The following is a 17,842-nucleotide window of genomic DNA, read 5'->3' as shown; positions in this document are numbered from 1 at the left end:
TGAGTACAGCCGTCTGCGAGATGCCCGGGGATTGGGCGAATCAGCCTGCGGCGACAAAATCAGGGAATACTGCGGGTGAAATGAAGAAAGTTGCCATCATTCAGTCCAACTATCTGCCATGGAAAGGGTACTTCGACCTCATCGCGGCCGTGGACGAGTTTGTGCTCTATGACGACATGCAGTACACACGTCGCGACTGGCGCAATCGGAACCAGATCAAAACGCCCCAGGGGCTGCAGTGGCTGACCGTTCCCGTCGTCGTGAAGGGCCGATACCACCAGACCATCCTGGAAACCGAGATCGACGGGAGCGACTGAGCCGCGCGACACTGGCGCACCATTGAACAGAACTACCGGCGCGCTACGCATTTCGACGCCATCGCCGAGTGGCTTCGCCCCATCTACCTGGAGCGGTCATACACCCATCTGTCACCGCTGAACCGCGATCTGCTGACCGGGGTTTGCGATTACCTCGGGATTTCCACGCACATCACAAGTTCGTCCGATTACACCCTCGCGGACGGGAAGACCGAGCGCCTGGTGGATCTGTGCGCCCAGCTTGGCGCGAGCGAGTACGTTTCGGGACCGTCCGCCAAGGATTATGTCGATGCCAGCCTGTTCGAGGCGCGGGGCATTGCCCTGACCTGGTTCGATTACGCCGGCTACCCCGCCTACCCGCAGCTCTGGGGCGACTTCACACACACCGTGTCCATCGTCGATCTGCTGTTCAATTGTGGACCGTCCGCCAAGACCTACATGAGGTACGTGCGCCCATGAAACTCTCCATCGTGAGCACCATGTATCAATCGTCTGCGTACGTCGCCGAATTCTGCGAGCGTATCGGCGACGCGGCGCGGCGCCTCGTCGGGGAAGACTTTGAAATCGTGCTCGTCAACGACGGTTCGCCTGACAACAGTTGCGATGTCGCCGTTGCCCTGACTCGGGACAATCCTCATCTTGTCGTGGTGGATCTGTCGCGCAATTTCGGCCATCACAAGGCCATGATGACCGGCTTGCAGCAAGCGCGCGGCGACCGCGTGTTCCTGATCGATATCGACCTCGAAGAGGAGCCAGAGGACCTGGCCCGCTTCTGGGAGGCGATGGCGTCGCAGCCGTGCGACGTCGTCTACGGCGTTCAGGCGCAGCGCAAAGGCGGGCGGTTCGAGCGATGGAGCGGACGACTTTTCTACCGGTTGTTCAAAATGCTGACCCGAATGGCGCTGCCCGAGGACGTGCTGACCGCGCGCCTGATGACGCGCCGATACGTCGACGCCCTGGTTCTGCACGACGAGCGCGAGGTCTTCATCGCCGGCCTGTGGCACATCACGGGCTTCGTGCAGCACCCGCTGATGCTCCGAAAGCACAGCACGAGCGAAACCACCTATACGTTGCGTCGCAAGCTGGCGCTGCTGGTGAATTCGGTCACCTCGTTCTCCAACGTACCGCTCGTGGCCATCTTCTATTGCGGTCTCGCAATTTCATGTCTTGCCACGATCTACATCATCGTGCTGTTGGTGCAGTGGTCGATGCTCTCGCGCCCGCTGAGCGGCTGGACGTCCGTCATGGCCTCCATCTGGCTGCTCGGGGGCATGATCATTTCCTTCATCGGTGTGGTCGGCATCTACCTGTCCAAGATATTCTCGGAAACGAAACGCCGGCCGTACACGATCATCAGAGAAATTCATGGCGCCAAACACTAAACTGCTCGACGAAGTCTCGGCATATTACTCGCGCAAGATCACCGAGCATGGCGACACGCCTCGCGGGGTGGACTGGAATAGCGAGGCCGGGCAAGTGCACCGATTCGAGCAACTCTGCCGGATCCTGCCGAACGAAGGCGCCTATCTGATTCACGACATCGGGTGCGGTTACGGCGCGCTCTACGACTTTCTCGCGGCTCGGCGAGACGACTTTTTCTATCGCGGCATCGACGTCTCCCAGGCCATGCTCGATGCCGCGGCGGGCCGCCTCGCGCACGCGCCGAACGTCGAACTCCTCGCAGACGTGAGCGATGGCTGTATCGCCGACTACAGCGTGGCGAGCGGCATCTTCAATGTGCGGCTGGACCAATCCGATGCCGATTGGCGCGAATACATCGTCAGGACGCTGGAACAGATGGCCGCGACGAGCCGCAAGGGGTTCGCGTTCAACTGCCTGACGTCGTACTCCGACGCCGACCATATGCGGCCCGACCTGTATTACGCGGACCCGTGCTGGCTGTTCGATCTGTGCAAACGCCGGTTCTCGCGCAACGTTGCCTTGCTGCACGACTACGACCTATACGAATTCACGATGCTGGTGAGAACATGAACAAGCCGCTCGTTATTTTCGGCACCGGCGACATCGCACAGTTGGCCCACTACTACTTCACGTCGGACTCCGACCGTGAGATTGCCGCATTCGCCGTGGACGCAGCCTACCGGACCAGCGATGTCTTTTGCGGTCTGCCAGTGGTCGACTTCGAGACCATCGCGCATACGCATCCGCCGGCGCAGTTCGACCTGTTCGTCGCATTGAGCTACGCAAAGCTCAACGGCCTGCGCAAAGCCCGCTACGAGCTTGCCAAGGCCGTCGGCTACCGGTTGGCATCTTATGTGAGTTCGCGCGCAACGGTACTTAACGACGACCGCATCGGCGAGAACTGCTTTGTGCTGGAGGACAATACCATCCAGCCGTTCGTCGAGATTGGAGACAACGTCACTCTCTGGAGCGGCAATCACATCGGGCACCACTCCCGTATCGGCAGTCACAGCTTCCTGGCATCGCACGTTGTGGTTTCGGGCGGCGTGGTCATCGGCGAGCAGTGTTTCATCGGTGTGAACGCGACCCTGCGCGACCACATTCGCATTGGCGACCGTTGCGTGATCGGCGCACAGGCGTTGCTGCTCGAAGATGCGGCACCCGAAGGCGTCTACATCGGTAATGCGACGGAGCGCTCCCGCGTGCCAAGCTCTCGGTTGCGCAAAATATGAGCCCTCCCCTGCAACGATGGCGCAAGCTCGGGCGCGTTTTCGTTCCCGACGGCCAAACGGACTGGATGGCGTCTCACGCCGCGGTACCCATCGCAGAACCCCTGCCGGACGGCAATGTTCGCGTGTATTTCAGCAGTCGTGATCGCGATAATCGCAGTCATACAGGGTTTCTCGTTTTCGACCCCGAGCACCCGCAACGGGTGCTCGATATCGGGCGTACCCCCGTGTTGACACCGGGGGCGACGGGCGAATTCGACGACAGCGGCGCCATGGCGACCTGGCTCGCGACCTGGCAAGGCCAGCGGTATCTCTATTACATAGGCTGGAATCTCGGCGTCACCGTCCCTTTTCGCAATGCCATCGGACTGGCGACCGCGCCAGCTGGGGAACATACGGCGTTTCAGCGCAGATTCGCGGGCCCCGTCGTGGACCGGTCGATGCATGAGCCGCACTTTGTGGCGAGCTGCTGCGTCATGCCGGGCGATGATGTCTGGCGCATGTGGTACCTGTCCTGCACCGAGTGGCGCATCCGGCAGGGAAAGCCCGAGCACAGGTATCACATCAAATACGCGGAATCTCCCGATGGCGTGAACTGGCGGCGTGACGGCACGATAGCGATCGACTACGCCGACACCTCCGAATATGCGATTTCGCGTCCCAGCGTCATACGTGAGGGAGACGTCTGGCACATGTGGTACTCTTGCCGCGGCCAACGCTACCGGATAGGTTACGCGCGCTCCGCCGACGGAATTCGGTGGACGCGCCACGACGGGTGCGTCGACCTTTCGCCCTCCCCGGGCGAATGGGATGCGGAGATGATCGAGTACCCCCACGTATTCGACCATCGGGGGCGCAGATATATGCTTTTCAATGGCGACGGCTACGGGCTGACTGGCTTCGGACTCGCTGTGATGGAGTCCTGGACATGAACCGCGCATTCGATTACGTCTATATTTTTGCGACGATCATACTGACGGCCTACGGCCAGGTAGTGCTCAAATGGCGTATCGCCAAGTTCGGAAGTCTTCCCGCCGAGACGTTCGAGAAAGTTCGTTTTCTGTTCTCGCTTTTCCTCGATCCGTTTATTCTCTCGGGATTCATCGCGGCCTTTCTTGCCGCGCTGGCCTGGATGGCGGCGATGACGAAATTCGAGCTCAGCTACGCTTACCCGTTTACGAGCCTGAATTTCGCGGTGGTACTCATTCTCAGCGCATGGTTGCTGAGCGAGCCGATTTCGACGCAAAAGTTGCTGGGTATCGCCCTGATTGCCTGTGGCACGCTCATCGCCGCCAAGGGTTGAGCCATACGTCTTGACGAAGGAATGTCAACAAATGGAAGCGGGTAAGAAAACCCCATTCAATTGGCCCCATCTGACCGGCCGCGAAATGGAATACATCGGGCAGGCACATCAGAACGGGCGCCTCGCCGGTGATGGCCCGTTCACCAAGCAATGCCATCGCTGGATCGAAGCCAGGACGCTGTGCGCCAAGGCCCTGTTGACGCACTCGTGCACCGCGGCGCTCGAAATGGCGGCCCTGCTGCTCGATATCGCGCCTGGCGACGAGATCATCATGCCCTCGTACACCTTCGTCTCGACGGCCAATGCCTTCGTGTTGCGCGGTGGCGTTCCCGTGTTCGTCGACATTCGCGAGGACACGCTGAATCTCGACGAGCGCCTGATCGAAGCGGCCATTACACCTCGTACCCGAGCCATCGTGGCCGTGCATTACGCCGGCGTGGCGTGTGAGATGGACGCCATTCTCGATATCGCAAAACGCCATGGCCTCATGGTGGTCGAAGACGCGGCACAGGGAGTGCTTGCCTCCTACAAGGGTCGGGCGCTCGGCGCTATCGGCGACATCGGCGCTTTCAGTTTTCACGAGACCAAGAATGTCATTTCGGGCGAAGGCGGTGCCTTGCTCGTTCGTGACGCCGCCCTTGGCGTGCGCGCCGAGATCATTCGGGAAAAAGGCACCGACCGCAGCCGCTTCTTCAGAGGCGAGGTCGACAAATACACATGGCAGGAAGTGGGATCGTCCTATCTGCCGGGCGAACTGGTATCGGCTTTCTTGTGGGCCCAGCTCGAGCACGCGGAGGAAATCACGGCGGAACGACTGCGCATCTGGGATCGGTATCATTCGCTTCTTGCGCCGCTTGAGCGTCAAGGCTATCTGCGCCGGCCCGTGGTGCCGGAGGCCTGCCAACACAACGCGCACATGTATTACGTGCTGCTGAGCGATATCGAACAGCGCCAACGTGTCATCGACGGGCTCGCGAAGCGAAACACGAGCGCCGTTTTTCACTATGTGCCCCTGCATGACTCGCCGGCCGGGCGCCGTTACGCACGCACTCATGGCGAATTGACGACGACGGAGCAACGGGCCGGACAACTGGTTCGATTGCCGCTCTGGATCGGGTTGGATGCCGAGACCCAGGGCGAGATCGTCGCCGATCTGGATCGATTGCTGCGCCAGTAGCAACGCCCGGCCCCGCCGCGTCCTCATCTCCCTTGGGGGCGCCTGCTCCAATCCTTGCCCAATGTGCCAATGAGTTCAGTTCAGCATGACGCGCACCCGCTCTTCGGCGGGGCGACGCGCGTCCTGTTTTTGCTCGCCGTCGCCATCGCCGTGCTGGTGCTCGTGCTGGCCGCCCTTGTGCCGATATACGGCGACGAAAGTGCATCGGTCATGATGCGCGGTATGTTCTTCGTCAACGCCAAGCGTCTCAACACGCTCCTGCCGCAATGCGGCGACACGTTTCTGTTTCCCGTCCCCTGGTCACTGTATCCGGGTGCCGTGGTGTCGGGCGTGGTCTATCACGTGCTCGAGCCCTGGGTTCTGCGGATGATCGGCATAGTGACCTGGGCGCTATGCCTGTGGGCGATCTGGCGCTGGATGTGCGCATGGCTGACGTCGCCATGGGCTCGCCGTATCGGCTTCGTGTTCGTCGTCAGTGTGGGAACCATGGGGGTTCAGGGGCTGATCATCCCCATGGTTCGCGCTGAACAGATCGTGATCCTGATGGCTGCGGCCTATTGCTGCGCGCCCGCCCTCTCGTCGTCTCTGACGCGTCCGCGTCACGCGCTGGCGGTCGCCATCGGCTTCATGGCGGCAACCAGTTTTCTCTTTTACCTGCACCCGAAAGCGCTGTTCTTCTTTCCGCTCGCGGTAGCGAGCGCATGCCTGACGTTCGGGCGCCGTCATCGCGTGCTTTGCTGGATCACGGCGGCATTCGTGATTGCCTGCACCGCGCAGAGCCTGCTTTTCTTCACCTCCATGACACGGTGCCCGGGAGCCCCGCTCCTCGCCGACTATCTCGCCAGGCAAACCGTCGCGCCATCGCTCTTGCTGACGTCGCCCATCGACTTCGTCAATGCCGTGTGGGCCAATCTCAGCGTCACCTCGGCGCAGATCTGGCGACACGGTCTGTTCCAGAACGCCTATCAATCGGCCTGGCTCGCGGACATGCCCGGCCTGACCGACAGGCCGTTCGTCCAGTTGACGAACGCCGCTATCGACGGTGCCGCGCGGATCGTCTTCGTCATGGCGTGCGCATTGCCGGCCATCGCGCTCGTGCGCTGGCTGATCGCCCGTGCTCGCGACCCGCGGGGCTGGCTGCTGCTCTCGCTTTGGGCGGCCTTCCTCGGGCAGGCGTCGCTATTTCGCTTGTGGAACTTTTACACGGGCGTGCCGATGATGTTCCTGGCCGCGGCGCTGGTCGTCATGAGCGTTTCCCTGTGGCCCTGGCGGGAATGCGCGAAATACGTGGCCGGCATCTGTGCCTGCGCCGCCTTCGGCGTGCTGCTGGCGAGTGCCGTGGTACTGGCAAATCCGGTTGCACCGCGCATGCTTGACGTGGCATTGCACGCGGACCCGACATTGCGCGCTCAGCCGTTCTCCGTGCCGACGTTTCGATACGCCGCCGCGCGCACCGACATTCGCCGTGTGGCGGCACAGTGCGGGATTTCGCCAACCGGGGGACAGCGCATGCTGGTCGACCCGATCGCCCTGGGTGCATTTACCGGGCTTCGGGAGCCGCTCGAGCCGGATTACATCTTCACGCCCGGGTTCGGCATCGATCTTCAGGGCGAAGGGCGATTGGAACGATTGCTGCGTGCTAAGCGCGCGACACGCTTCGCGGGCCGCTGCCAGTTCGTGCCCAAGTCGCTGGAACCCTGGGTGCGTCGCGATGGCGAGATTTGCTGCTTCGATCTCGACCACCCCATCGCATCCGGCACCCGCTGAGCGGCAACCGCATGCCCCGCACCATCGGCGGGGCATGCAGCGGGGCATGCGGCGCGCCCCCCATCGCCGGACCTCACCCCGTCGCCAGTTCGAGCGCGAGCTCCCGGTAGATGTCGCGCGCCCCTTCGAGTTGCTCCAGAGCGATCGACTCGTCGATGGTGTGCGCATCCTCTTCGTTGCCCGGCCCGAGCCCGATGGTGGGAATACCGCGTCGCCCGGCCGATTCCGATCCGTTGGTGCAAAAGCGCCACGTACCGAGCGTGGCCACGCGCCCCGCCGCCTGCGCCGCGCGGCCGGCCGCCGAGACCAGCGCATGGTCATCGGCGATCTGCCACGCAGGCAGCCAGCGGAACGGTCGCGCGCAGCACCCCGTGAACGTCCTCACCTTGTCGCCCGTGACCGCGAGCGTGAAGCGCGTCAGCCCCTCGGCGCGCAAGCGCGCCTCGATCGCCGAGAGCACGTCCTGCGACGTTTCGCCCGGGAGCGTGCGGCGGTCGAAACGAATCGTCGTCGCCGTCGGTATCATCGATATCGACGGGTACGGCGTGGAGACGATGTCGGTGGGCACCAGCAGGGCGTCCCCCAGCGACGCATGCGTGGGCAACGGCAGATCCTGCAAGGCGATCAGGGCGCGAGCCGCCGCGTGCAACGGATTGACGCCGACCTCGGGCGACGCCGCATGTGCGGGCGTGCCCTCGAACGTCAGCAGTATCTCCATGCGTCCCTTCTGCCCCGACTTGATCTGGAGCTTCGACGGCTCGCAGATGATCACGGCGGCGGGTGCGCATCGGTCGAGCACCGGCGCCAGCGCGAAGCCTTCGATCACCTCTTCCATCACGCTTGCCGATACCGCCACCCGGCGGGTGAGTCGCCCCGTCGCCGCGGCTTGCGCCGCGCCGCACATGGCGGCCGCGACGCCCCCCTTCATGTCGGTGCTGCCACGCCCATAGAGGCGTCCATCGCGGATTTCGCCGCCGAACGGCGCGACTGACCATTCGCCGACTACCGGCACCACATCCATGTGGCCGTCGAAGAGCACGGCGACGTCCGCGCCCGCCGGGCCGATCAGCCCGAGCACCGACCCGTTCTCGTCGCGATGGATCTCGTCGAAGCCGAGCTCGCGCATACGCGCTTCGACCAGCGCCGCCATGCCTGCCTCGTCACCCGAGAAACTCGGCGTGCGCACCATCTCCTGCGTCAACGCAATGACATCGATCGTCATGACCTAGCGTCTCCTTCGTCTCAGCGATTGACCAGCCGGGCCGGCACGCGCAACACCAGGATGGCACCGATGAACGCGAAGCTCGCAAGGAAGTACATACCCCAATCCGTCGAGCCGGTCGTGTCCTTGATCCAGCCGATGACGTACGGGCTGACAAAGGCGGCCAGTCCGGCGAAGGCGTTGATGCCGGCAATGCCCGCGGCCGCACTGCGCCCCTCGAGGAAGGCCGTCGGCAGACTCCAGAAGAGCGGCGAGCAGACCATGCAACCGGCCGCGGCCACCGAGAGCATCGCCACGGCGACCGGCGGGTTATGGCCGAACAGTGTCGACAGGATGAGCCCGACGCCGCCCACGACGAACGGAATCACCATGTGCCAGCGGCGCTCGCGCGTCTTGTCGGAATGACGGCAAACCAGCACCATCGACACGACCGCACACGCGTTGGGTACCGCGGTCAGCAGGCCGATCTCGAGCAAGGACTTCACGCCGGTCGACTTGATCACCGAGGGAATCCAGAAGGCCAGGCCCGACAGGCTCGATACCGTGCAGTAGCAGATCAGCGCCATGTGCAGTACGCGACGATCCTGCAGCAGCTTCCACAGCGACACGTGTTCGGTCTTCTCGCACGTTTCGGCGGCGACGTTGTGCGCCAGGCGCGCTTTCTCCGCGTCGGAGAGCCAACGTGCATCGGCAATGCGGTCGTCCAGGTAGAACAACACGGCGGCGCCCAGCACCATCGACGGCACGGCCTCGATGACGAACATCCACTGCCAGCCCGCAAAGCCATGGCCCATGTGGAACGACTGCATGATCCAGCCCGAGAGCGGTCCGCCGAGAATGCCCGCGAACGGCACGGCAGTCATGAAGATCGCCACGATCTGGCCGCGACGCGCCGACGGAAACCAGTACGTGAGGTACAGGATGATGCCGGGATAGAAGCCCGCCTCGGCCGCGCCGAGCAGGAAGCGCAGCACGTAGAACTGGGTCGGCGTCTGCGTGAAAGCCATGGCCGCGGAAATGAGCCCCCAGAGGATCATGATGCGTGCAAGGGTCTTCTTGGCGCCGATGCGATGCATCAGCACGTTGCTCGGCACTTCGAACAGGAAGTAGCCGATGAAGAAGATGCCGGCGCCGAGGCCGTACACCGTCTCGGAGAAGCCGAGATCGTCGAGCATCTGCAGCTTGGCGAAGCCGACGTTGACCCGGTCAAGGAACGCGGCGACGTAGCAGAGCATCAGGAACGGCACCAGCCGCCATGCGACGCGGCGGTACAGGGCATTGTCGGCGGCGTCGCTCAGGACACGGGAATCGGCATGCATGGGTTGGCCGGGCGAGTTGCCCGCAAGTGATGCAGGGGACGGTGCGTTTTTCATCATAGGCTCCAGCGCGAAAAATATCGTGACGAACTGTTGGCCAGGCGTGATGCGCACGAAGACTTCGGCATAAGCTTCGGGCAACACGTTCCCCTGCGGGCCTCGCGGCCTGCATGGCTGTGATGGGGGTTGGGATGAACCGGGAGACGTCGCGGTGCCTGCCGCGTGCCTCCGTGTCAGACGCCTGCGCGTCCTGCGCCCTGGGCGCGGGCGCTCACGCCTGCGGAACCACGGCGCCGCGTCGTTCGACGATCATGCGATACGCCTCGGGACGGCGGTGCTTTGCAAAATTGAAGGTCGTGCTCTTGTACGAGTTGCACAGGTCGAGGTCGCAGCGCGCGATGGCCAGCTCGTCGCCCTTGGTCGAACAGGCGGCCACCACTTCGCCCGAGGGCGCGATGATGCAGCTCCCGCCGATCATCTCGCAGTCCTCTTCCTTGCCCGCCTTGGCCACACCGACCACCCACGTGCCGTTCTGGTACGCGCCGGCCTGCATGACCAACTGGTTGTGGAACATCGACAGATCGTCGTGTTCCGGCGCGGGCGGATTGTGAACCGGCGTGTTATAGCCGAGCAGGATCATCTCCACGCCCTGCAGGCCCATCACGCGATAGGTCTCCGACCAGCGACGGTCATTGCACAGGGCCATGCCCATCACGCCGCCGAAGCCGCGCCACACACCGAACGCATCGCCCGGTTCAAAGTAGTACTTCTCCAGGTGCTGGAACGCGCGCCACGGCTCGTTCTCCGCATGGCCCGGCAGGTGCACCTTGCGATACCTGCCGATGATGCCGCCGTCGGCGCCGACCAGGATCGACGTATTGAAGCGATGCGGACAACCGGCGTCGTCGAGCGCGATTTCGGCGTAGCCGAGATAGAACCCGATGCCCAGGCGTCTGGCCGTGTCGAATAGCACCTGCGTTTGCGGGCCAGGCATTTCGCGCTCGTAGAAGGCATCGATCTCGGCCGGATCTTCCATGTACCAGCGCGGGAAGAAGGTCGTGAGCGCCAGTTCGGGGAAGACGACGAGATGGCAGCCCATCGCGTGCGCGTTGTGCAGGTGAGCGAGCAGGCGCTCCATCACGTCGGCACGGGAATCGGCGCGCTGGATGGGTCCGAGCTGCGCGGCGGCGACGTTGACGATACGGGACATGACGTTATCTCCTTGATGAATCTCTTCGAAACCCTGCGCGTCCGGCGTACCGGACGCCTCCTCCAGGGGTGGTGCGGCTGCGGCGGGTTCAGGCGGCAAGTTCCGTCATGAGCGCGAGCAGCAGATTGGCCCCGGCGTCGATATCGGCGTCGTGGGTGAATTCGGCAACGTTGTGCGACAGGCCCTTCACGCTCGGCACGAAAATCATCCCGGCAGGGCAGACCCGCGCGAGCATCTGCGCGTCGTGCCCCGCACCGCTGGGCATGCGGCGCACCGAGTGGCCGCGCTCTCGTGCGAGCGCCTCCACCCGCTCGACGATGCGTTCGTCGAACTGCACCGGAGCGAAATCCGCCAGCGAGCGTCGTGTGATGCGAACGCCTTCGGCCTCGGCCACGGCGTCGGCCTTCGCGAAGACACGGCGCACGGCCTCGGCGAGCGCATCGCCGTCGGTGTTGCGCAGGTCGACAGTGAAGACGGCCCGGTTCGGAATCACGTTGACCAGATTGGGCGACACCGTGACATGGCCAACGGTCGCCAGCTGCGCGCCCCCCAGTTCGCGGGCCACGTCGCGTGCGTACGCGGCGATCGCGTAGGCGGCGTGGCCCGCGTCATGACGCATGCGCATCGGCGTGGTGCCGGCATGATTCGACACGCCCTCGACCGTGAACTCGGTCCAGTGAATGCCCTGCACGCCCGTGACCGCGCCGATCGTGACGCCCTCGTGCTCCAGCACCGGCCCCTGCTCCACATGCAGTTCAACGAACGCGTGGACGTCGGGCGCGCCGACCGCATGCGTGCCGTCGAACCCGATGCGCGTGAGGTTCTCGCGCACGGACGTGCCGTCGATCCCCACCGTGTCGAGCGCTTCGTCGAGCGGCATGCCGCCCACGTAGACGAGACTGCCCATCATGTCCGGCGAGAAACGGGCACCCTCCTCGTTCGTGAAGAAGGCCACCGCGAGCGGGCGACGCGTGACGATGCCTGCATCGTTGAGCGACGCAATGACCTCCAGGCCGGCAAGCACGCCGAGGTTGCCGTCGTATCGCCCGCCCGTTCGAACGGTGTCGATGTGCGAGCCGGTCATCACAGGCGGGCCGGCCTCGCTTCCCGCGCGCACACCCACGACATTGCCGATGGCGTCCACGCTCACCGCGAGCCCGAGCTCGCGCATCCAGCCCTCGACGAGACGGCGACCTTCGCCGTCGGCGTCGCTCAGTGCCAGGCGGCAGCAACCGCCTCCGTCGATCGCGCCGACTTGCGCCAGCGCGGCGATACGCCCGAGCAGGCGCGGCAAGTCGATACGGGGGACCGGCGGCATATTCGGGTCCGCCGCCACTGCGCCAGCCCCGGAAGTGTTGAAAAGCATGCTCATGATGCGTTCGTGCCCTGAATTCGCTGATGCGTTGATGCGTTGATGCGCTTGTGCCTTTATGCGGCTATGCGGCCCGCTTGACGGCAGCCGCTGTCACGGCTTCGGCAGGCATGCCGACGATCGTCTCGAACAGCACCGGATCCGTGGCGCCTTCGCTGCCGAAGACCAGCACGCGGCTCGAGGCATCGAGCCCCAGTTCGGCCCGCGCGTGCGCATCGGCGGCAGCGCCCAGGCACCCGGCCAGCCCGGCCACGGCCGATTCGCCGGCGACCATCGGCGCGTCGCCGAAGCGGCCTTGCGCGAGCATGCGCATCGTCTCCAGCGCAGAGGCGTCGTCGATGGTCAGAAACGCGTGCGCGCCCGGGCGCAGGATCTCCCACGCCAGCAACGACACCTCGCCACAGGCCAACCCGGCCATCACCGTATCGAGCTCGCCATGCACGGCCACCGGTTCCCCGGCGCGCGCGCTCTCGTAAAGACATGCGGCCTTGTCCGGCTCGACCACGACGAATCTCGGACGTGCCTCGCCGCGCACTTCGAGCGTTTCCCAGAAATGGGCGAGCACGGCAGCGGCCAGGCCGCCCACGCCGCCTTGCAGGAATACGTGCGTCGGCAGCTGCCCCGTCGCGTCGCGGAACTGGCGCAGCGCTTCGTCGGCCATGACAGCGTAGCCCTGCATCACGTCCTTGGGCACCTCCATGTAGCCGGGGTACGACGTGTCCGATACCACGAAGCGGCCCAGGCGCGAAGCGTCGTCGGCGGCCTGGCGCACCGCGTCGTCGTAGTTGCCCGCCGTGCGCACGACCTCGGCGCCGTAATGCGCAATGGCGTCGACGCGCCCCTGGCTGACCGTCGCGTGCACGTAGATCACGCACTGGCAGCCGAAGCGCTGCGCCCCCCATGCCACCGAGCGCCCGTGGTTGCCATCGGTGGCGCACGTCACGCACAGCGTGCGGGTCAGATCGGCGAAGCGTCCCGAGAGCAGGTCGGCCACGCTCACGCCCTGTTGCCCCGTGCGGGCTTCGATTTCGCGGATCAGCAGGCGACTCACGGCGTACGCCCCACCCAGCGCCTTGAAGCTTCCCAGGCCGAAGCGTCCCGCCTCGTCCTTGTAACGGATCTGCGCCACGCCCGCCGCGCGCGCCAGCCCGTCGAGTGCGACGAGCGGCGTCTCGGCGTAGCCCGGCCAGCGCGTGATTTCACGCGCGGCGGTGGCAAACGCGTCACCTCCCAGAATGGCACGGCGCGCGTCGCCATAACGCGCCCCAGGCTCGACGGCCGGGTTCGCGAAACACTGCAGGCGCAGATTGGGAAGGGGGTGGGTCATATGTGCTCCTCGGTTTCTGAATGGATCTGTCGGTGTCGATACCGGCTAGCGGCGCAAGTCGCCGTAGTCGTCATGCAGGCGCTCGATGTGGGCAAGCCGCTCGCGCGCCGCATCGCCAAGGGCCAGCCCAAGGCGCGTGCAAAGGTGGTTGATGACGCTCATCGCCGCAACGTAGGAATCGAACATGCCTGCGGTGCGATTCACGCAGCGCAGCACGATGTCGCTGCGCGCCGGCAGCTCCGTGGCGGTCGGATCGGTGAGGATCACCACGCGAGCGCCAACGCGGTTGGCGTGTTCGACCATCGGGCGCAGCAGCGTGACGCGGCGGCGAAAGTCCATGACGACGAGCACGTCGTCGGCGGACATGTCGGCCAGGTCTTCCGCCAGGTTCAGGCCCGCGCCCGGCACCAGCAGCACGCCGTCTCGCACCTGCGTAAGCAATGCCCACATGTACTGGGCGAGCACGCGGCCGTTGCGAAAGCCCGCGATGAAGACGCGCCGCGCATTCGCGCCGATCTCCGCCGCGCGGTCCAGGTCGGCCGCGGCAATGCGCTCGAACGTGTGCGCGAGGTTCTGAAGGTCGGCCGCCAGATGCGCGCCCATGGCGCCTTCCGGCGTGTCGCCCGCCGTCTCGGGCGTGGAGATGCCCGCCAGCGCGAAGAGCGGCGACCCGTGGTCGGCGTCCTCGCGCATGCGGGTGCGCAATTCGTTGAATGTCTCGTAGCCCAGACGCTTGAAGAAGCGCGCCGCCGAAGCCTTCGAGACTTCCGCCATCTCCGCGAGCTCGGTCGCGGAATACGACGCCAATTGCGACAAGTGCGCGAGCGTCACATCCGCAAGACGTTTCTCGCTGGGCGTGAAGTCGTCTTGCAGTTGCAGGATGCGGTCTTGAAGCGTGCCGTTCATGGTGTTTTCCAATCGGCCCATCCGTTTCCGGCGGGCGCAAAGTTGCGGGTCCCAGCATGCTGCCATCGTCTGCGCCGCTTGCGCTGTTTGCGTCGCGCTTATCACGGGGCATCCTGCTTTTGGAACTTATGTTTCAGTAAACTATGTAAACGAAAATAAAGTGTCAAAAGGAAAAAAATAAAGCATCGGCGCGGCGCCAAAGAAAATGCCCGCCAGTCGGCGGGCATGGGAGGGAGCAGACAAAGCGCTCGACTGTCCTGCGTGAGCGCCTGGCGACGGCTACTGCGAAGCGATCCACCAAGTGGTGCCGGAGGCGTCCTGAACACCGCCGCGAAGATCGTCGTCTTCCCGCTTGCGCAGCGGCGCCTGCACGACCGTCGCTCCTGCGGCCACAGCCCGCGCGAAAACGGCCGATACGTCCGGCACATAGAGGTGAATGTGCGGCGCGGTCGCGACAATCTCGGTCACCCCGCCGCCGAGCATCAATACGCTGTCGTCGATCCTGACTTCCGCATGCATGAGCGAACCGTCGGGCCGGTCGAAGCGGCGCAGCAGCACACCGCCGAACGCAGTCTCGACGAACCGGATCAATGCCTCGGCATCCGGACAGATCAGGTAAGGGCTCATCGAGGGATAGCTTTCGGGCTTCCAGGACATCGTTGCCGCTCCGTGAGGTTGTACGACATTCGATTCAGGCGCACAGGTTTGCGCGCCCGCCGGCAATCACGCGACGCTGTCCAACGCCTTGGCGAATCGCGCCACCGCGCCTTCCACGTCATGGAGCTTGTCCAGACCGAACAGGCCGATGCGGAACGTCTTGAAGTCCTCCGGCTCATCGACGCGAAGTGGTACGCCCGCGGCAATCTGCAAGCCGGCGTCGGCGAACTTCTTGCCGGTGCGGATGCCATCGTCGTCGGTGTAGCTGACCACGACCCCCGGCGCCTGAAAACCTTCGGCGGCCACGCTCCGGAAGCCCTTGGCCGCGAGCAATGTGCGAATGCGCCTGCCGAGTTCCAACTGCTCGGCACGCACCTTTTCCAATCCGTAAGCCTCGGTTTCCTTGATCACGTCGCGCAATACCGCGAGGCTGTCCGTGGGCATGGTGGCGTGGTATGCGAAGCCGCCCTTCTCGTAGGCTTCCATGATCTGCAGCCACTGTCGAAGATCGCAGGCGAAGCTCGTGCTCGTCGTGCCCTCGATGCGCTCGCGCGCCAGGGCACTGAGCATCACCAGCGCGCAACAGGGAGAAGCGCTCCAACCCTTTTGCGGCGCGCTGATCAGCACGTCCACGCCAACCGCTTTCATGTCGACCCACACGGTGCCCGATGCGATGCAATCGAGGACGAACATGCCGCCAACGGCATGCACGGCATCGGCGACGGCGCGCAGATAGTCGTCGGGCAACATCATGCCCGAGGCGGTTTCCACGTGCGGGGCGAACACCAGGTCCGGCTTGTTCGCCCTGATCGCGGCCACGACCTCGTCGATCGGCGCGGGCGCGTAGGCCGCCTGTCTGCCCGACTCGACCGGCCGCGCCTTGAGCACGAGGGTCTCGGAAGGAATACCGCCCATGTCGAAAATCTGCGACCAGCGGAAGCTGAACCAGCCGTTTCGAATGACGAGGCACTTCTTGTTCGTCGCGAACTGGCGGGCAACGGCCTCCATGCCGAAAGTCCCGCTGCCCGGCACGACGATGACCGAATTCGCGTTGTAGACCCGTTTCAGGCCATCGGAAATGTCGCGCATGACGCCCTGAAAGCGCTGCGACATGTGGTTGATCGACCGGTCGGTGTACACGACCGAATATTCGAGGAGTCCCTCGCGGTCGACATCGGGAAGTAGTCCTGGCACGTCAGCCTCCGATAATTGGCGAATACGAACATCGAAAGCAGATTCTAACGAAATCCCCTCCGGCGCACAGCCAATCATTCGGATGGGCGAGATGCCGTCGAATCGCGCCTTGCGCGAGCCCCCGGGTATCGGTCGACGGTCCCCGCCGGACGGGTCAATCGTAGGCCCGGGCGTCCTCCACGAGCTTGCCGTCGGCCGGCAGCGAGCCCAATGCCACGAAGTCGACTTCGCCGCGCAGGCGGGTCACGTCGCGCAGCGTCTCCTGGACGCGCGCCGCCAACCCCTCCGGCGGGGCCTCGCTCGTCTCGCACAGCAGCCGCATGCGATCCTCGCCGACGCGCCCCTCCACGCGCAAGCGAACGCGCCCCAGCTCCGGGTACCGCTTCCCGATCTCGCCGACCTGGCCGGGATGCACGAACATGCCCCGCACCTTGACCGTCTGGTCGGCCCGTCCCAACCATCCCGTCAAACGCATATTCGTGCGCCCGCACGGGCTGACGCCAGGCGCTATCGCGGAGAGATCGCCGGTGGCAAACCGAATCAACGGGTAGTCGGGATTGAAGTTCGTCACGACCACTTCGCCGATCTCACCGTCCGGCACCGGCTTCGTTCCGCCCGGCTCGACCAGCTCGACCAACACGTTCTCGTCGACGATCAGCCCGGCCTGCGCGTCGCTCTCGAAAGCGATCAGGCCCAGATCCGCCGTGCCGTACAACTGACGCGCCGTAATGCCCCGGCCGTTGAACCACGCACGCAACGACGGCGGCAAGGCCTCGCCAGAAAGGGTTGCGCGACGGATGCAACCGATGTCGACGCCGGCGGCCTCGCTCTTCTCGATCAGGATCTTCAGGAATGACGGCGTGCCAGCATAGGCCACCGGCATCAGATGGCGGATTGCCTCGAGCTGCAACTCCGTCTGCCCGACGCCGGCCGGGAATACACAACACCCCAGCCTCGTCGCGCCCGTCTCGATCATCATGCCCGCGGGGGTGAAGTGATAGGAATACGTGTTGTAGACGAGGTCGCCCGGGCGCAGCCCCGCAGCAAACATGGCACGCGCGAAGCGCCACCAGTCGCTGCCCCGACCGTCCGGTTCGTAGATCGGGCCCGGCGATTGGTAGACGTGCGCGAGCGCGCCGATCGGGGTCGCATTCAGTCCACCCAGCGGCGGATGACGTCGCTGGAACGCCGACAAATCCGATTTACGTGTGACGGGCAGCGCGGCGAGCGCGGCGCGCGAGCCGATCGCCGCCGGATCGACATCGCCGAGCACTTGGGAAAAATACGCCGCGTTCGCACGCGCGTGCGAGACCTGCGCCGGCAACGCCGCCAGCAGCGCCTTCTCGCGAACCTCCGGCGCACGGGTTTCCAGCGTGTCGAAGTAGTCGTTCATAGAGACGGAAATTCGTTGGGGATTAACGGT

The 17,842-nt window shown here is 64.5% G+C and carries 16 protein-coding genes and 1 pseudogene; 8 read left to right on the top strand and 9 right to left on the bottom strand.

Going from position 1 to position 17,842, the window contains the following annotated elements:
- The first annotated feature begins 20 nt into the window (after positions 1 to 20).
- The 8 genes and pseudogenes from LV28_RS33340 to LV28_RS33305 all read left to right on the top strand — a co-directional run bounded on the left by LV28_RS33340 (position 21) and on the right by LV28_RS33305 (position 7,215).
- Positions 21 to 776, top strand: a pseudogene (locus LV28_RS33340) (WbqC family protein).
- Positions 773 to 1,699, top strand: coding sequence for a glycosyltransferase family 2 protein (locus LV28_RS33335; RefSeq protein ID WP_025248975.1), 927 nt, complete (start codon positions 773 to 775; stop codon positions 1,697 to 1,699). The pseudogene LV28_RS33340 and the gene LV28_RS33335 overlap by 4 nt, the downstream one beginning before the upstream one ends.
- Positions 1,683 to 2,309: a class I SAM-dependent methyltransferase gene (locus LV28_RS33330; protein ID WP_025248974.1), complete on the top strand. Its 627-nt coding sequence runs from the start codon at positions 1,683 to 1,685 to the stop codon at positions 2,307 to 2,309. Before LV28_RS33335 ends, LV28_RS33330 begins: the two co-directional genes overlap by 17 nt.
- Entirely contained in the window at positions 2,306 to 2,971 is a 666-nt protein-coding gene (locus LV28_RS33325) for an acetyltransferase (RefSeq protein WP_038617913.1), read from the top strand. The genes LV28_RS33330 and LV28_RS33325 overlap by 4 nt, the downstream gene beginning before the upstream one ends.
- Positions 2,968 to 3,900 (top strand): glycoside hydrolase family protein, encoded by a 933-nt coding sequence (locus tag LV28_RS33320; RefSeq protein WP_029753856.1) that lies wholly within the window; start codon positions 2,968 to 2,970, stop codon positions 3,898 to 3,900. Before LV28_RS33325 ends, LV28_RS33320 begins: the two co-directional genes overlap by 4 nt.
- Positions 3,897 to 4,271: an EamA family transporter gene (locus tag LV28_RS33315; protein WP_025248971.1), complete on the top strand. Its 375-nt coding sequence runs from the start codon at positions 3,897 to 3,899 to the stop codon at positions 4,269 to 4,271. The genes LV28_RS33320 and LV28_RS33315 overlap by 4 nt, the downstream gene beginning before the upstream one ends.
- A 31-nt stretch (positions 4,272 to 4,302) precedes the next feature.
- Positions 4,303 to 5,448 (top strand): dTDP-4-amino-4,6-dideoxygalactose transaminase, encoded by a 1,146-nt coding sequence (gene rffA / locus LV28_RS33310; protein ID WP_025248970.1) that lies wholly within the window; start codon positions 4,303 to 4,305, stop codon positions 5,446 to 5,448.
- 69 nt (positions 5,449 to 5,517) lie between these two features.
- Positions 5,518 to 7,215 carry a hypothetical protein gene (locus LV28_RS33305; RefSeq protein WP_038617916.1) on the top strand — a complete coding sequence of 566 codons (1,698 nt, stop codon included), beginning with the start codon at positions 5,518 to 5,520 and terminating at the stop codon, positions 7,213 to 7,215.
- A 73-nt stretch (positions 7,216 to 7,288) separates the two neighbouring features.
- Here LV28_RS33305 and LV28_RS33300 read toward each other — a convergent pair whose 3' ends face one another.
- The 9 genes from LV28_RS33300 to LV28_RS33260 all read right to left on the bottom strand — a co-directional run bounded on the left by LV28_RS33300 (position 7,289) and on the right by LV28_RS33260 (position 17,812).
- Positions 7,289 to 8,437: a YgeY family selenium metabolism-linked hydrolase gene (locus LV28_RS33300; RefSeq protein ID WP_038617919.1), complete on the bottom strand. Its 1,149-nt coding sequence runs from the start codon at positions 8,435 to 8,437 to the stop codon at positions 7,289 to 7,291.
- 20 nt (positions 8,438 to 8,457) lie between these two features.
- Positions 8,458 to 9,756: an MFS transporter gene (locus LV28_RS33295; protein ID WP_038621224.1), complete on the bottom strand. Its 1,299-nt coding sequence runs from the start codon at positions 9,754 to 9,756 to the stop codon at positions 8,458 to 8,460.
- A 268-nt stretch (positions 9,757 to 10,024) separates the two neighbouring features.
- Positions 10,025 to 10,963 (bottom strand): N-carbamoyl-D-amino-acid hydrolase, encoded by a 939-nt coding sequence (locus tag LV28_RS33290; RefSeq protein ID WP_038617922.1) that lies wholly within the window; start codon positions 10,961 to 10,963, stop codon positions 10,025 to 10,027.
- A gap of 88 nt (positions 10,964 to 11,051) precedes the next feature.
- Positions 11,052 to 12,281, bottom strand: coding sequence for a Zn-dependent hydrolase (locus LV28_RS33285; RefSeq protein ID WP_023871672.1), 1,230 nt, complete (start codon positions 12,279 to 12,281; stop codon positions 11,052 to 11,054).
- A gap of 118 nt (positions 12,282 to 12,399) precedes the next feature.
- Positions 12,400 to 13,662 carry a diaminopropionate ammonia-lyase gene (locus LV28_RS33280; RefSeq protein ID WP_025248966.1) on the bottom strand — a complete coding sequence of 421 codons (1,263 nt, stop codon included), beginning with the start codon at positions 13,660 to 13,662 and terminating at the stop codon, positions 12,400 to 12,402.
- Positions 13,663 to 13,707: 45 nt separating this feature from the next.
- Entirely contained in the window at positions 13,708 to 14,568 is an 861-nt protein-coding gene (locus LV28_RS33275) for a MurR/RpiR family transcriptional regulator (RefSeq protein ID WP_024788616.1), read from the bottom strand.
- A gap of 279 nt (positions 14,569 to 14,847) precedes the next feature.
- Positions 14,848 to 15,225 (bottom strand): VOC family protein, encoded by a 378-nt coding sequence (locus LV28_RS33270; RefSeq protein ID WP_023595398.1) that lies wholly within the window; start codon positions 15,223 to 15,225, stop codon positions 14,848 to 14,850.
- A gap of 66 nt (positions 15,226 to 15,291) precedes the next feature.
- Positions 15,292 to 16,419, bottom strand: coding sequence for an aminotransferase class V-fold PLP-dependent enzyme (locus LV28_RS33265; protein ID WP_038617925.1), 1,128 nt, complete (start codon positions 16,417 to 16,419; stop codon positions 15,292 to 15,294).
- Between the two features lie 154 nt (positions 16,420 to 16,573).
- Positions 16,574 to 17,812, bottom strand: coding sequence for a phenylacetate--CoA ligase family protein (locus LV28_RS33260; RefSeq protein ID WP_023871675.1), 1,239 nt, complete (start codon positions 17,810 to 17,812; stop codon positions 16,574 to 16,576).
- Positions 17,813 to 17,842: the final 30 nt, after the last annotated feature.

The sequence above is a fragment of the Pandoraea pnomenusa genome, assembly GCF_000767615.3.
Lineage (GTDB): Bacteria > Pseudomonadota > Gammaproteobacteria > Burkholderiales > Burkholderiaceae > Pandoraea > Pandoraea pnomenusa.
The sequence above is the reverse complement of the archived record's forward strand: the minus strand, read 5'-3'. Positions and strand labels throughout refer to the sequence as shown.

Excerpts from the sequence above, each read along its gene's own strand:
- LV28_RS33280 (WP_025248966.1), bottom strand. The coding sequence starts at position 13,662 with ATGACCCACCCCCTTCCCAATCTGCGCCTGCAGTGTTTCGCGAACCCG.
- rffA (WP_025248970.1), top strand. The coding sequence starts at position 4,303 with ATGGAAGCGGGTAAGAAAACCCCATTCAATTGGCCCCATCTGACCGGC.
- LV28_RS33295 (WP_038621224.1), bottom strand. The coding sequence starts at position 9,756 with ATGCATGCCGATTCCCGTGTCCTGAGCGACGCCGCCGACAATGCCCTG.
- LV28_RS33330 (WP_025248974.1), top strand. The coding sequence starts at position 1,683 with ATGGCGCCAAACACTAAACTGCTCGACGAAGTCTCGGCATATTACTCG.
- LV28_RS33335 (WP_025248975.1), top strand. The coding sequence starts at position 773 with ATGAAACTCTCCATCGTGAGCACCATGTATCAATCGTCTGCGTACGTC.
- LV28_RS33290 (WP_038617922.1), bottom strand. The coding sequence starts at position 10,963 with ATGTCCCGTATCGTCAACGTCGCCGCCGCGCAGCTCGGACCCATCCAG.
- LV28_RS33325 (WP_038617913.1), top strand. The coding sequence starts at position 2,306 with ATGAACAAGCCGCTCGTTATTTTCGGCACCGGCGACATCGCACAGTTG.
- LV28_RS33260 (WP_023871675.1), bottom strand. The coding sequence starts at position 17,812 with ATGAACGACTACTTCGACACGCTGGAAACCCGTGCGCCGGAGGTTCGC.
- LV28_RS33275 (WP_024788616.1), bottom strand. The coding sequence starts at position 14,568 with ATGAACGGCACGCTTCAAGACCGCATCCTGCAACTGCAAGACGACTTC.
- LV28_RS33305 (WP_038617916.1), top strand. The coding sequence starts at position 5,518 with ATGAGTTCAGTTCAGCATGACGCGCACCCGCTCTTCGGCGGGGCGACG.
- LV28_RS33270 (WP_023595398.1), bottom strand. The coding sequence starts at position 15,225 with ATGTCCTGGAAGCCCGAAAGCTATCCCTCGATGAGCCCTTACCTGATC.
- LV28_RS33320 (WP_029753856.1), top strand. The coding sequence starts at position 2,968 with ATGAGCCCTCCCCTGCAACGATGGCGCAAGCTCGGGCGCGTTTTCGTT.
- LV28_RS33300 (WP_038617919.1), bottom strand. The coding sequence starts at position 8,437 with ATGACGATCGATGTCATTGCGTTGACGCAGGAGATGGTGCGCACGCCG.
- LV28_RS33285 (WP_023871672.1), bottom strand. The coding sequence starts at position 12,281 with ATGCCGCCGGTCCCCCGTATCGACTTGCCGCGCCTGCTCGGGCGTATC.
- LV28_RS33315 (WP_025248971.1), top strand. The coding sequence starts at position 3,897 with ATGAACCGCGCATTCGATTACGTCTATATTTTTGCGACGATCATACTG.